At 37.3% G+C, this 14799-nt stretch carries 12 protein-coding genes; 10 read left to right on the top strand and 2 right to left on the bottom strand.

What is annotated here, in order from left to right; translation table 11 throughout:
* Window positions 1-196 precede the first annotated feature (196 nt).
* From BT797_RS11665 to BT797_RS11645, 5 genes are all read left to right on the top strand, one after another.
* A complete protein-coding gene (locus BT797_RS11665; RefSeq protein WP_075472177.1) occupies window positions 197-2164 on the top strand; it encodes a hypothetical protein in 1968 nt (655 codons plus the stop codon).
* Window positions 2165-2353: 189 nt separating this feature from the next.
* A complete protein-coding gene (locus BT797_RS11660; protein ID WP_075472175.1) occupies window positions 2354-3571 on the top strand; it encodes a site-specific integrase in 1218 nt (405 codons plus the stop codon).
* Between the two features lie 75 nt (window positions 3572-3646).
* Complete coding sequence (locus BT797_RS11655; RefSeq protein ID WP_045111952.1) at window positions 3647-4027, top strand: hypothetical protein; 381 nt, start codon at window positions 3647-3649, stop codon at window positions 4025-4027.
* Between the two features lie 58 nt (window positions 4028-4085).
* Complete coding sequence (locus BT797_RS11650) at window positions 4086-4679, top strand: hypothetical protein (protein WP_139291672.1); 594 nt, start codon at window positions 4086-4088, stop codon at window positions 4677-4679.
* 79 nt (window positions 4680-4758) lie between these two features.
* Window positions 4759-5181, top strand: a complete 423-nt coding sequence (locus tag BT797_RS11645) for a DUF2787 family protein (RefSeq protein WP_075472173.1) — start codon at window positions 4759-4761, stop codon at window positions 5179-5181.
* Window positions 5182-5809: 628 nt separating this feature from the next.
* On the opposite strand, the gene BT797_RS11640 is transcribed toward BT797_RS11645, so the two are convergent.
* On the bottom strand, window positions 5810-6691 hold the full coding sequence (locus tag BT797_RS11640; RefSeq protein WP_075472171.1) for a helix-turn-helix transcriptional regulator: 882 nt from the start codon (window positions 6689-6691) through the stop codon (window positions 5810-5812).
* 220 nt (window positions 6692-6911) lie between these two features.
* Here BT797_RS11640 and BT797_RS11635 point away from each other — a divergent pair, with 220 nt between their 5' ends.
* Window positions 6912-7199 carry a hypothetical protein gene (locus BT797_RS11635; protein ID WP_075472169.1) on the top strand — a complete coding sequence of 96 codons (288 nt, stop codon included), beginning with the start codon at window positions 6912-6914 and terminating at the stop codon, window positions 7197-7199.
* 815 nt (window positions 7200-8014) lie between these two features.
* On the opposite strand, the gene BT797_RS11630 is transcribed toward BT797_RS11635, so the two are convergent.
* A complete protein-coding gene (locus BT797_RS11630; RefSeq protein ID WP_075472167.1) occupies window positions 8015-8269 on the bottom strand; it encodes a hypothetical protein in 255 nt (84 codons plus the stop codon).
* 1270 nt (window positions 8270-9539) lie between these two features.
* Here BT797_RS11630 and BT797_RS11625 point away from each other — a divergent pair.
* The 4 genes from BT797_RS11625 to BT797_RS11605 all read left to right on the top strand — a co-directional run.
* Window positions 9540-9827, top strand: a complete 288-nt coding sequence (locus BT797_RS11625) for a hypothetical protein (RefSeq protein WP_175545658.1) — start codon at window positions 9540-9542, stop codon at window positions 9825-9827.
* A gap of 226 nt (window positions 9828-10053) precedes the next feature.
* Window positions 10054-11601, top strand: coding sequence for an AAA family ATPase (locus tag BT797_RS11620; protein ID WP_302848899.1), 1548 nt, complete (start codon window positions 10054-10056; stop codon window positions 11599-11601).
* A 445-nt stretch (window positions 11602-12046) separates the two neighbouring features.
* Complete coding sequence (locus BT797_RS11615) at window positions 12047-13000, top strand: NYN domain-containing protein (protein WP_075472166.1); 954 nt, start codon at window positions 12047-12049, stop codon at window positions 12998-13000.
* Between the two features lie 1427 nt (window positions 13001-14427).
* Window positions 14428-14799, top strand: a 372-nt coding sequence (locus tag BT797_RS11605) for a ZrgA family zinc uptake protein (protein ID WP_139292002.1), incomplete at its 3' end; no start/stop codon positions are given.

Below are 14799 nucleotides of genomic sequence, written 5' to 3'. Positions count from 1 at the left end.
TTTGAGTTGACCATTACAATTCACCATGCTTTGGCAGATTTGGAGAGCTTTTTAGCTAAATCAATTCCATTGTCCAATCTATATGTTTTATTCGTACACCAATGTTGGCTAATATTCACGAGCTATCAATTTTATATTTACGCCTGTTTGTTTTTAAAATAAAATATCCCGTACCCAATTTTTTGAGATGATAAATGTGAAAATTAAATACTGGCTTGTAGTAATCTTGTTGTTAACTGGTTGTGGTGGAGGTTCAGAAACTGAGATGATAGAAGCGCCGGAAGGTAATTCTGCCCCGGTATCACCTTCCGTAAAAGAACCACATGTACAGGCGAGTGAGCTGAAAATTGAACGCATAATAATGCACCCTGACAATTTTTCTGCTAATGACACTCTTAAACCTTTTGTATGGGTACACGATTACATTACGTTTAGTGGAAAGACAGTATGCAAATGGCATATTGACAATATTGAGGTTTCAAATGCTTGTGAATATACACTGAAAGAGAATGAGCATTTAAAACCCATTTCATTCACCGCATTCGTTACAGAAAATGGCAAGAAAAGTGAAAAAATAACCAAAACTTACTTCAAGAAATTTCCGATAGACCATTTATCAAATACCAATGCAAAACTAACGTTGTTTAATGATGGAACGGTAGCGGAATGGGACAGTGTCCTTGATGGTGAGTATGCGTACATAGTTAAGAACAGGTATAGAAAATTAACTGAAAACGAGAACCAAAACATTAGATCTGTTTATTCTAATGACGGCGCATTTGCAGCTATTAATGATAAAGCACAATTTATTACCTGGGGGGAGTCACCAGATACCGGAACTGATGATATAAGAAAGAAGATTAGTGCGCTAGAGGTGATTTCGGTGGCCAGTGCACAAGATTCATTTGCGGCATTGACGAAGACAGGTGATGTGTACGTATTAGGTAACCTAGGCGGTTTTAGTAACCAAATGATCAATTACAGTGACAGATTTGTGCGGATTATCGGTGATAAGCATGGTTACGCGTTACAGACAGATACTGATAAAGTATGTCTGGTGACCACTGAAATGTCGTTAAATTGTCAGGTTATCTCAGGGGATATAAAGACATTTTTATCACTAAAATATGAGTACAGCGATAATTTTGCAGTGTTAACGGACAGTGGAAATCTATACCGATGGAGAAAATGGAATAATGCCCAGGGTGAGCAGATTGCTTCTGATGTTAGAGCGTTAGTTGCTAACGACTACGCCTATGCCGCTATACGGGATAATGATACGGTTTTGGTCTGGGGTCATCCTGATAAAGGCGGTGATTTTAAATATGATTATTACTCTTTTGAAGAGCAACTGGTCCCGTCAGGGAACCGTTGTTTCTCATCACAACCCGGCAAGATAGATCTTTCCGAGTGGGACGAAGCCAGACAAGGTTCATGCAAAAAAGGTGAAAGAGAGTTATTTATCCCTGAATATACTAAGCAGGTAAAGAAGAGTACCCATCATAGACTAGAGGATATTCCTTCTAACATTAAAAAAGTGGTTCCAGCCTTCAATGCTTTTGCCGCACTAACAAGAGATGGTCAGGTGATTACCTGGGGGAGTGTTTTTTCAGGTGGAAATATTTACTCTGATAAAGTTAACCATATTGATGAATTGGTTGGGGTGAAAAATGTGCTTTCCAACGGGGATAGTTTTACTGCCATAAAAGAAAACGGATCGCAGGTTTCATGGCGGGGGATTTGGGATATAGATATGAAGAATGAATTTGGCGAATATACTAAATTCTATATTTATGATGATGATTATAGTTATAGTAGTGGTGAGTGGTATTCACGTGTGCCCTATGTCACTGGAGCCAATATCCAAGACATGGCTGCAAATAATGGTGCATACCTTTTAACGGTAGATGTAACAACAGCCAATAATGAGGCATTTAAAATATATACCTGGGGTAGTAAAGACCGTGGAGCGGGATTAGAAGCGAATCAATACGGTCACACTATAAATGGAAGCACTGTGGCTGTGTATTCCGATAGATATGGTTTTACCCTATTTACCAATTATGGCGATGTGTATGTCGTTAGTGGCAGTAATGCTAAAGGCGGGATTTCAACACTTAGGCATGTTTTTAAAAGTGAAGATGTAACGATGATTACGCAATAAATAACTTGGTTCTGTCTATAATAATTGTTTTAGTGTGTATACAAAGTTGGTACTGGGGTAAATACGGATAGGCATGAGATACTTTTATTTATGACAAAGGGCCTCATTAGGCCATTAAAGCGTAAACGTATCTAACCCACCTTCAAGAACATATTAATACCTTGTATCCCCAATCAACGAGGTATTAATATGACCATCAAAACTACATCCAATAACCCCAATTCCATCACTACCAAAAAATTCAAATTCACCAATGCCAATCTAAAATCCCTCCCAGCTAATCCAAGTAATTCATCATCAACAGAACTCGAAGTATCTGATACAGAAGTCATCGGCTTAAAATGTCTATCCGGTAAAACGGGCAATAAACGTTTCTTATTACGCTATAAATTCAACGGGCGTAAGTGCAGTATCGCCATCGGACGCTTTCCTGATATTGATATTAACCAAGCAAGAAAGGTAGCCAGAAAGTATAAAGGTATGATCGCTGATGGGATTGACCCTAAAGCTGAACGTGACAATCAAGTTGATTACCCAACGGTTAAGTCATTCTTCTACGATACCTACTTACCACTGGCAAAGCGTAGAAAGAAAACATGGGGTATTGATGAAAAGCGATTCCGTAAACACTGTAATGCTATAGCCCACATCAAATATAACGAGCTAACAGTTAGCCACGTAATGAAGCTGCATCTTGGTTTAAGTGAGACTAAATACAAAGGTGAGTATTACGCACCAGCTACTTGTAACCGCATATTAGCTTTATTAAAGACCATGGGTAAGCTGGCGCATAGTATGCTTGATATAATCAATGCGGCCGATAGGGTGTCGTTACTGCCCGAGAATAATGCTCGTACTCGATACTGTGATATTGATGAAACTAAACGCATCATCAAAGCTGCTAGAGCCTATCCTCAACCTAGTATTGGTAACTTCATTGCGCTGCTACATTTGATTGGCTGTCGTGAAGGTGAGCTGAGATTTAGAGTTCATAGTGATATTAACTACGAAAAACGCACCCTGACTATCCCACGCACCAAGAACGGCACTTATCACATCATTTATCTATCTGACCTTATGATAGAGATCCTGCAATCTACCCCTAAAATATCGGGCAATAATTACGTATTTCCAGCACCACATAAAAAGGGCAAACCAATCGGTGCGCCTCGTTACTCTTTCGATATTATTAAACGAACAGCAAAGATAGATAATCCTGATGAAGTGTTACTGCATACGGCACGTCATTCGGTAGCTAGTAACTTGATTTCTAACGGTGTTGATATCAGTGCTGTTCAGAAATTATTAAATCATAAAGACATATCTAGCACGTTACGTTATGCAAAATTAAGCGAGGGTAAGCAACGTGAAACAGCATCGATGATATCGAGTATGGTAGGAGGCTAATAGCGTAATAAAACAAGGCTGAAGAATATATAAATATCATGATTATTGATTGTTAATACATAAGGAATACAACCAATGAAAGTGATTAAAAACTTCAACCTTGTTAATGAAATAACCCTACCTGAGCAAGTTAAATCAGCATTGCATTCTGAGCTTATCATTCCGTTTGATGGCTGCTTAGATGCTACTGCTGACTTCTGGTCTGAATACGATACCTTTCTTATTCTGCTAGAAGAAAGTGATGTTGATGGTACGTTAGTTGACGCTGATGAAGATATTCAATATTTCATTCAATACGTAACAGATAACCCTGAGTTTGTCGTATTGTTGAATGATGATACTTGTCCATACCTTTTAGCCTTATCAGTCACTACAACAGCTGGCGGAGGCTGTTACCTATTAGCACCATTAACATCTAAAACAACTGCTGCCACAACATTAAGCAAGCTACTTTAATCTGTAATAAATACCGATATTACCAATCTAATTACTCATCATTATTAAAGGATTTTCTATGAGCCGTAAAACTAACAACACCAATAAAATAACCGATGTAAAAGCTGATACCACTGTTGTAGTTGATGATACTAATGTTGATAGCACATCAGTTGAATTAACCAATGAACAAGTGAGTGATTCACCTACGGATACACCGACAGATAAAGTTGTTGAAGATAAGCCTGCTAATGATAAACAAGCTGAACCTGAGAAACATGACCATTTCAGTAATATTGTATTATCAGGAAAGGGTAAGAAACTAAGCCCTAAAACAACTAATCACGTTTTCTTTGATATTGCAGAGCATGATGAAGAAGGTGAGTTGTATATCCGACTTAGTGGTAATGAAGGTGGTGGGTTGCATTCCAAAGAATGGATCAACTTGTCTAAGTTGTTTGCAATCCTAGATGAGCAAGTTGATAAGCCATTTAAAAGTACCACGCTTAAACCTGCATTTAAAGGTGCTAGTGCTAATAATGCAGGGTTCCTCGCTGGGGTATTACGCAGTGATGATATTGGTTTAATTGTCCAATCAGGTACTAGTGTATTTCTTCATGTATTAGCTGATAATTACGAGGAGAAGAAAGCTAAGTTGTTAGCATTAACTTAACCCACGCTGCTAATTCATCACTTACATACCTAAGAACATCACTAAACCTAATCTCACAAACTTACTAACGGAGCTCATTATGAAGCTGGATTTTGATTCGGATGGCTTACTCGTGCCTGTAACACCAGACTTGATGAATATACTTGCCAAGGTTGCCCTAGAACAAGAAATACCAACAGGCACTAACACGATTGTATTTAACTTTCGAGATAGCGCATACAACAGTGAGGATGGTGGTTTTCATCCTGTTGAAATTAGTATCACCAATCATAACGGACTGTGGAAATTTGATTACATCACCTCGTTCTGTTACCAAGGCTATCACTATCCTGAATTGGCGAAAGAAATTGATTTCGATATGCGTAATGGAACAGGCATGGTGTACCCATTACCAATGCGTTCTTTACATGAAGTGATGTATTTCTATCCAACATGGGAGATGAATTTTTGTAATTACCACAACATTAGCGCATTTGATGAAGTTAAGGTCAGTACGTTTTAGCTGGTCCGCGTAAAGGTCAGGAAAAAAGTCGAGTTATGGACAGGAGGAGAAGTAACAACTTGGCGGGTTTAATCAGGCAGTACCCATCGCAGCTTACGTAGTAAGGTGTGATGGGTATTGCCTTAACATTCAATGAATTTTTAGCAAAGGATACTAAATCCACTGACTGAAATTGGCTAGTTTCAGTTGGTAATGATTGATGCTTAATGACGTAAAAAATACCATCTGAAATAATCACCCCATTGCTCAATAGGCAATAGGGTAGCTGGCTTCAATTAATGTAATTGGGGTAATGAAATATTAAAAATCAGAATAGTAATTTACTGATGAAAATATAATATATACCCCTATATATTAAACCTGCTAAAGCGCAGTTATTATTATGTTTAGTAACTACGGGTGAAAAACAAGCCCGTTTTGAACCTTTCGATAACCCGTATCGGTTTGTAGGTCGATGGACTTTAACTATCTGGTTAGCTCGCATTAGCAACTTTGATTTTAGCTAACTATGTCAATTTAAAGTGGGCCTTACCCTGTACTCACGCTCAAAACCAACAGTATGTAAAATAAGATAATAAAGTTTAGCTGTGCTTTATATCGGACTAACACCTACCTTAAACTTACAGCGTTACATCATCTTGACGCGCTCTAATGACGCGTACAAATCGCGGATAAGTTCATGCTTTAAACTCACTGGTGATAACACTTCAACATGGGGCATCCAAGCCTTCAAAATAGGAATCACATCGTGTAATCGTGTTACCTGACTGCTAATTAGCAATGAACCATCATCCATTTCTTTTAACACCTGAATATTAGGCAGTAAATCACCATCAAGAAAGCGTGAAGCAACATGCGAATCAACTTGTATTAGTACATCTGACTTCTCTATATCCAACCACTGCATCCCCTGCCTAATTATTTCATTTTGGATATTAGCTTGCGGTTTATATTTATCGTCACTGAGCTGTAACTGTGAAATATAAGCAATTCTGAATGAGTGTAAGTGGTTCTGGCAGACTGCGGCTAGATACCAGATACCTCTGTCATTAACCAAGCGGTAGGGTTGAACTTGTTCGAGTAATTTATCTTTATATGTAAATGAAATCTGTCGCTGTGAGCTAATAGCACTAGCCAATACATTAAACAAATCAGTAAAACTTGATACATCCTTAATACGTACATTCTTGAATAAGAACGTCGGTATATCATTAGTCTGCCAGTTGTTCATGTTGAGCTTAATCGGGATGAATGATTCTAATCCAGTGTTCTGTATTAGCTTATTCATGTTATTTGATGATTGCTGTCTAACACTGCTCATATCAAGAAAGTAACAACCATCTTCACGAATCAAAGGCAGATAGGATAGCCTTTCAAAGTCACGCCATATCGTTCTTTCATGGACATTAAATTCAGCTTCCAAGTCTTTTAGATACAGTTTTTCACCGGTATTTAATCGGGCAAGGATAGTACCTAATCGCTTGGCTAATTTCTCATTCTTACTTTTCATCTAACTAGATTAAACCGTCGAACTGGCAGGTTGAGTCAGTCGTTATTATTTCTAATCTAAACCCATTAGGTTAGCAGTATTGCTATAGCTTTCATCGAGTAGAGGCCACAAGGCTTATAACGATAATCAACAATTTATTCTGTGACTGACACAACCTGTCAGTCGAGCATTTCATAATACCCATCAATTGATTTAAATATTAAAACAAAGGAAAACCTAAATGAAAAACCAGCTTGAAAAATCAATCCAATTACTAACTCTATGTTGCCTATTTTCATCAACTACGGCATTAGCTGGCGGCACTATGGGCGGTAATCCGGGCGACCTTTCTAAGATGAAATCAGTTTTAGAAGCAAACTGGAATGGTAAATCAGGCATTCAACATACGGCCTCGTATGGTGTGATTGTTCAATGGAAAGCTGATGTGTGCGGCACGTTAAATGGTCACATCACTGATACAACCAAATGCACTAAAACGATAAACGTAGTAACTCCAATTAACCAATAAACACTAATAGGGAAATATCATGACAATCAAAAAAATATTAACAGTAGTAACGACATGTCCAGCTTGTGGTCAACGTGCTTACGATGATGGTAGCTGCCAAGTCTGCGGTCATTCTCATTAATCAGGAACGAGCCAACATGTCATTTTTTAAGAAGTTGAGTAGTAACCTAAAACTATGGACTTGCAATAAGTGCGGTAAAAAAACAGAAGTTACAGGTGGCACATCATGTAACAAATGCGGTAAGTGGATATGTAATTCACATAAAGCATCTGGCGGAGTCTGCAAGGGCGGTTGCTAGTCTAGATTGAACAAATAACAGCACTTAACACCGCGCCATATCAGCAATGATATGGCGCTTTTTATATCTGAAACAAAGAAGGAAATATTATGCCTGTTGCAGCTTTTTCCAATCCCATATTTGGTATTGGGTTCATCATCGGCTACGCCATCTATAAAGAATTAAACAAAGATTAAATAAGGAGCACACCATGCCATTACCATTGATTTACTTAGGATGCGGATTGATTTCAGGGTTCTTATTTGCCGCGAATGAAACCAAGGTTACAAGTAACCATAAATCTAAACGTGCTTAATTAAACTAGTATCCGTTTGGATATTATGACGTAATGAAAAAGCCATTTCCCAGTTGAATTCAGGAAATGACTTTTATTTTTTTTCTGAGGTGATTCTATTAATATAAGGGTGCCGTTGCTTAACTTCGTTAACCCCCTCTCCCCTTATATTAATGCCTATATTAGTGAATAAATTACCCACTAATACAGACATACCAATAAATCACACGCATTACCCGCTATCAACCATCACCTCTTATTTTAGCAACAGTGTAATCAAATTCTTCAATAACCTTGCTACAGCCCCAGTTAGGTTTACTAGATATACACACGATGAAGTGCGCTCTAATTCTACAGATATCAGGTATAGCGCCATGCATCATTTCAATGTCGTTTACGATGGCATCGAATTCCTTAACCCGAGCCTTAGAACCTTGGTTGGCCTTTAAAACGACCCGAGATTTAAACGCTTCAACAAATAAATTAAATGTACTCATTTTTATTTTCCCCTATGCATGAAATAGCCCTTCGATGAAACGTTAGGACTATTAAAATTTTAACTAATTTATTGTTGATTTAATTCCGTATAAAAATAGGTATTTAAGCTGTATCTCTGCGCGTAAATCTATAAGGTGGCGCAGTGGGTGTTAATGCAAGTCCTTGTTTTAACTTCGTTAAAGCCAAGGTCTTAGATATTTATATGGGTAAGAGATAATGCGCGACCTCATCCAGTGGTATTAAACCAGTAATCAAGAGCCTTAACTCATCACGAATACCAGACCTTACCCATCATATTACAGCGCTTAATTTCACTGGACTCATTAGCCATCAAGATACTACCCAGCTATCCCCATCAGATTAAGCAGTGATAAATCATAAAAGAATCTCAGACCTAATTTGTCACGAGTAATCGGGTAAGCAATCTCTGCGCAACTATCAATGCTTAAAATCAGGAGGGTAAATGTAATCTTGAATGGGATGCGCAATATCTCTTACCCATATAAATATCTAAGACTATCCTCTCAGCCCTTTAATCACGGGGTTCTATCATCGACCACTGTGCGCGGAGTAGGCAGTAAAATCTCAATAATTAACAGGTTAGATTATTTTTTCGTAATAGATAAAACGTATAAAGCCTTACAGAGTAGGGCATTTGATAAGGTGTGTGATTAGTACGTAGGGGATAGATAGCAAGTAACACACACATGAATTGCGATAATGGCCCCTACATAGTATCAACGATAGTCTTTAAGCTATTGTTATAAAATGATTCAAGGCTAACTTTCCCATCCTGATATTAGCAATGTAGAAGTGTTGCCGATATTAACTGGCTGATATTGTCTCTGTCATTACGCACACGATAATCGGCATAATCAAATGAATAATAACGGCAATGTATTCATTGCTATAATGCAGGTTTGAAATCTAGTGCAAGTATTTGATTTAAAATTAAGTAACGCATGATGGTTAAACTATTCATGTACTTCTTTCGTGATTTTATATCAATGGACTATTTCTATGTGGATTCAGGAAAAAATTGCTAATCGTGTGAATGAGACGGAATACCGAGCTTTAATTTTCACCCTTACACTTAACCCTCGAACTGTGAATACCCTAGGTATAATCTGTTTCAGTGCCTGTCTGTGGTGTTCAACAGGGTGATCGCGTTGTCGTTCTAGTCCAGAATTTATTTGTGAACGTGTGACAAAACTTGGCGAGTGATTCGAAGCTCTGTAGGTGCTTAATTAGGTGTGTCACTGGGCGACGATGTTCCATAACGATATTCTATACCCATCTTCTCGTCACTTGTTACTGGCGAACCCTCTACTGGTTGCTGGTGGTGATATCGAGAAGATGATTACGTTATTGAACCAGAAAGCCCGAAGAGCAAAGGTTAAGGGTGAGAAACCGTGGATGTCGTTAGATGGTGTTAGTGCGCTATTAGGCGTTGATAAGCTGCTGTACATGGATGAATTTGGTGCTTGGGTTGATATGGTGAGTGAGTGTGTTAGTTATGCAGGAATGGCAGGGATGTTTTATTGTTATAAGCCATGATGGTATCGCCTTTTTTATATTTATTCCATGTGGATAGATATTTATAAATAAAAAACATGTATTTAAGAAGTAACACTCTGAATTGTAGAATATCAACCCTAGGTTAATACATTGATATTAAAGGTGGTTTAAACTCTTCTTTAATGGTCTGAACTAAAAAAGGAGAGTTTAATGAAAATTCATGAGCTGAAAATACAGGGCTTTCGTCGTATAAAGAGAAGCAACTATAAAGTTGGGTGATGCGACATTTCTAATTGGTTCTAATAATGCGGGTAAAAGTACAACATTAAAAATTATAGAATGCTTGCTGTCGAATAAAAAACAATTAGACCAACGAGATTTCTATTCTGAAATTGATCTAGAAACAGGTGAAACTAAGGTCATTGAACGAAAAATTGTAATTGAAGCTGAATTTCGGGATTTACCATCGAATGCAGGGGAATGGCGAGGGTTTAAAGGGCGTATTTTTAAATACAAGGGTGCAAATGGTAATGCGGATGGTTTATCTATTTTTTATCGAAAAACCTATGAAATTGGTAAAGATGTTGTCGTAGAACTCAAAAGTTTAAAGCGGGAAATAAAACCCGAATTTATTAAATGTAAAAAACCCCAAGATTTTATTGATGCTGGTGTTAATAGCAATTTAGTTGATGAATTATTTAGTGTTTTAGATAAGAATATTGCAGCAAAAGATAAAATAAACCTTGAAGCAATAGATGATATCTGGAATGTATCTGATGAAGAAGACTGGTTTTCTAATCCAGGGGGGATTCCAGGGAATGTCTTAAGTAAATTACCAAAATTTTTGCTTATTCCCGCCGATTCATCTGCTCACGAAATAAATGATGTCAAATCTGGGGTTCTTGGAAAAACCCTAAATGAGTTATTTGAAGATGTTAGATCTACATCTGAAAACTATAAAGAGGCACAAGTACATCTGAATAAACTTGCTAAAGAGCTTGATCCGGCAGATACAACATCTGAATTTGGAAAAATGATGGTTTCTTTGAACTCGGTGCTCTCAAGTGTATTTCCTGATACTCAAATACATGCAGTCGCTGATTTAACCGACCCCAAGGTATTAAAACCCTCTTTTGAAGTTGAAATGTCAAGTAATATACGGACGACAGTGGAGAATCAAGGAACTGGCATGGTTAGATCAGCTGTTTTTGGTCTACTTCGTTTTAGACAGCAATGGTTAAATAAAAAAGAAAATGATGATAAAAGAAGTTTGATTATTGGATTTGAAGAGCCTGAAATTTATCTTCACCCAAGTGCTGCAAATCAACTAAGAGATACGATTTATGAATTATCTGGAGATAATACACAAATAATAGCAACAACACATTCTCCTTACTTAATTGACATATCACGGAAACCTAGACAGATATTAAACCGTTTTCATTACGAAAATAGCCACACAACAGTTACGCCATTCTCTGTATCAGATGAATATAAAAAACTTGAAGGTGATGATAAGCAACATGTAAAAATGCTTTTGAGACTAGATGATTATGTTTCTAGGGTATTTTTTACTAAACGAGTTATTCTTGTTGAAGGTGACACTGAAGATATTGTACTAAGAGAAGCTATTAGTCGGTTACCAGCAGATATACAATGCAAAATAAAATCGAATTGTGAGGTAATTAAGGCGAGAGGTAAAGCTTCAATTATTGGTGTCGTTAAATATCTTAATGCCTTGAATATAGATTGTTTTGTTATTCATGATCGTGATGCTGGTTGTGCTAACGCTGAAAATTTAATCAACCAATAGTGAACATTGTTGGTGATTCAAATAAAGTAGTTATGCTTGAAGAATGTATGGAAGATTTGTTGGGTTATCCAGCTCCTTCATCAGAAAAACCATTTAAAGCTTACAAGCATACGCAAACATGGGGTCCTACATGGAATGATGTTCCAGAAAAGCTTCGCTCAGTCCTAAACAAGGCATTTGCTGAATATATACAGTAAATGCCTTGTATCAATAATCAATGAGGTATTAATATAGCTGTTTCACTATTGTAGTCTAAGAGTTGGAACGCCTTTTATACTTATAAATAAAAGGCATAAAATGCTTGCAGAGCAGTTATTGTGTTTGTATACTTACCTTACAACTTACCCTCCTTCCACGCGTGGCATTACGACCCCTGGAGTTGGGAGAATGAACCGACCTTAGTGTCGGTTTTTTCATTTCTATAACTGCATAAAAAGAAAGTAACGTGATTACACGAATCTATATTGACGGATATAACTTATATTTTGGGTGTTTAAAAAATACTCCGTATAAGTGGCTTGACCCTGTTGAATTATTCCGAACTAATTTATTAATTCGATGTGGTGTTCCGAACAGTCGATTGCATCCTGATTGCGGTATAAAATTTTTCACGGCTGAGATTTCATCCAAAGCTTCATCTGATCCTAATTCTGTAAATGACCAGCGAGCATATCATCAAGCCTTGCGCGTGCATTGTGCTGGAGATTTGAATACCACCAAAGGCAATTACTCTATCGATAAAGTGAAATTCCCTAAAGTGGAAAAAGATGATGAGGATAAGGACAAAGAGCCGAGAGATTGTACTCGGGTTAAAGTCTGGAAGATGGAAGAAAAGCAGAGTGATGTTAATGTAGCTCTTGAAGCTGTCTATGATGTTGTGATGGATACCTCAATTGAGCAAGTTGTTTTTGTTACTAACGACACAGACATTCTTCCTGCTTTAAAGAAAATTAAATATCATAATGATCTAGGAGTTCGTGAACCAGTCAAAATAGGTCTGGTGATTCCGCGTAGACAACATGATGACGATCGTCGACCAAATAAAGAGCTTAGTAATATAGCTGATTGGACGATATCCTATATATTTGAAGACGAGCTCAAAAGATCACAATTACCTTGCCGAATAGCATCACCTAAAAGAGCGCCAGCGATTAAGCCGACGAATTGGTTTAGATTCCCAGATAAAGTCGCAGAAATCTTAGAGATATTGTCAGCTGCTGATGTTGAACGTTCTATTCCTCGTGCATGGAATTGGTTGTCTAAACCGACTCCAATAGTTGAGGGACTCCCTATTTTAGACGTAAATCCAGATCAATTAATGGATCATGAAGAAGGCTTAGAAGCTGTTAAAAAACATGTTTTAGCATATGCTGAGTTTAGGAGAGGAAATCCGCGCTAGGTAATAAAATATACTAGCAGGGATCACTTTTACTAAAAGTTAGTTATTATAAAATCGAAAAAGTTTGGGTTAATGTAATCCCTGTGCTCATCAGTAGTTAACTAGATCTAACAGAATCCCAAGTTATGGGCAAGAATATCCAACAGGATCCTAGTATTTATCACTACTGCAAAGACATCTCAAGGAATTCAAAATCCTCTTCCGAAAGGAGTGACGGTTCAAGTCCGTCCTCGGGCACCATATTTAAGTAATAGAGCCTCAGCTAACGCTGGGGCTTTGTTGTATCTGGCACAATGAAAAACTTATCTAGTACTCCCTTAAGTCATATCCCTAATAAACTCACGTTATTACCCTTAGAAAATTCACTCCTGTCCATATCCGGTACTTTCGCATGCAGAATCTGTGCGCAAGGGGATCTCACACGATCCAACACCGTCTTGTTGGGGGTGAGAAGTGAAGTTTGAATAGGTTTTTTTATCAGTTTAATAATGTCTTTAGAACAATGTTTTTGACTTAGATTATTACAAGTACGGTTTATCATTAATATATTGAAAAATATGTTTAATTTAATATGTTTAATTTAATATGTTAAGTATTAATATGTTTTAATTGTAAGATAGGAATGTCAGAATTTATGAGCAAATTTAATATTTTTTTGCGTTATTCTCACTTATAAATTCTTCAGGATACCTAATAGTTGGTTATGTTGCTCCTACTCATTTGCCAGTAAATGTTTGGTTTGTATTAATCTAAATTATTTTATCCATATTTTTATTTTTAACAGGGTTATCAAGAGTTAATAAGCTCATCAAAAGTAAACGTCTTGCTACTTTACACATATATGCAGTGATATTTTTTATACTTTTATGATTGGGGTATTATTTAGCTCAAAAATAAAACTACATAGCTTTGCTGATGCGATCTTTGTTGCAGCTGTATGATATGTTCTATAGCCTAAAGACCCACCTGATTCATAAATATTCCCCCTTTTTAACTCTTCTGTAGCTTGTAATAACATTAAACTATTACTTTATTTCTCGTTTATTTTTATTTTTGTGTTATGTTATAACAATACTTTTCGTTTACATTGATAGATTATGCTGGACTTATCCTCACACCTAAAAGCCTTTTCTATATTGGCTTTGCTTTGCACTTTATATTTGGGTGTGATGACAGTTAGCCATGAAAGCAGTTTTGATGAGGATTACCATCATACACACCAGTGTGAGATGTTTTCAGGATTACAGCTAGGATTAGTACCAGATCTTGCTCTTCCCGGTGTTATACCTGTTAAAGCTGCGGTGTTTATACAGGAAACTCCCACCCTCCATTCAACGCTCCCTACCAACCGAAGAGCGCGTTCACCACCACGATTCCTAAATTCATTAACTTAAATCATACCCGTTAATTTATATTTTGGAATAATCATGATAGCTAAATCAAAATTGGCTGCACTAGCAGCTTTATGCGCGTCTACGGGCGTTTTTGCAGATCACCACGGTACAGAAGAAACAAGAAACCACCAAGCGCACGTGCATGGTGAAGTGAGGTTTGATATAGCCCAAGAGGGTAAAGATTTGATCTTAGCCATTTCCGCTCCTGGTGCTGATATTGTTGGTTTTGAGCATGCCGCTGAGACTGCCCAAGAAAAAGAAATTCTGAAACGGGCTTTAGCTCGTTTAGAAACACCAGAACATTTATTTTCCTTTGAGCAAGTTGCCCAATGCAAACTCAGCGATAGTTTTATTGAACAATCTCTTTCTGCTCATGATGAAGACGAGCACCATGGCGAAGATAAG

Origin of the sequence: Moritella viscosa (assembly GCF_900120065.1) — a bacterium.
GTDB classification, from domain to species: Bacteria; Pseudomonadota; Gammaproteobacteria; order Enterobacterales; family Moritellaceae; genus Moritella; species Moritella viscosa.
This window is presented reverse-complemented; position numbering and strand designations above follow the sequence as displayed.

Coding starts and splice junctions, on each gene's coding strand:
- BT797_RS11660 (WP_075472175.1), top strand. CDS start 2,354: ATGACCATCAAAACTACATCCAATAACCCCAATTCCATCACTACCAAA.
- BT797_RS11630 (WP_075472167.1), bottom strand. CDS start 8,269: ATGAGTACATTTAATTTATTTGTTGAAGCGTTTAAATCTCGGGTCGTT.
- BT797_RS11635 (WP_075472169.1), top strand. CDS start 6,912: ATGAAAAACCAGCTTGAAAAATCAATCCAATTACTAACTCTATGTTGC.
- BT797_RS11655 (WP_045111952.1), top strand. CDS start 3,647: ATGAAAGTGATTAAAAACTTCAACCTTGTTAATGAAATAACCCTACCT.
- BT797_RS11645 (WP_075472173.1), top strand. CDS start 4,759: ATGAAGCTGGATTTTGATTCGGATGGCTTACTCGTGCCTGTAACACCA.
- BT797_RS11650 (WP_139291672.1), top strand. CDS start 4,086: ATGAGCCGTAAAACTAACAACACCAATAAAATAACCGATGTAAAAGCT.
- BT797_RS11625 (WP_175545658.1), top strand. CDS start 9,540: ATGTTCCATAACGATATTCTATACCCATCTTCTCGTCACTTGTTACTG.
- BT797_RS11640 (WP_075472171.1), bottom strand. CDS start 6,691: ATGAAAAGTAAGAATGAGAAATTAGCCAAGCGATTAGGTACTATCCTT.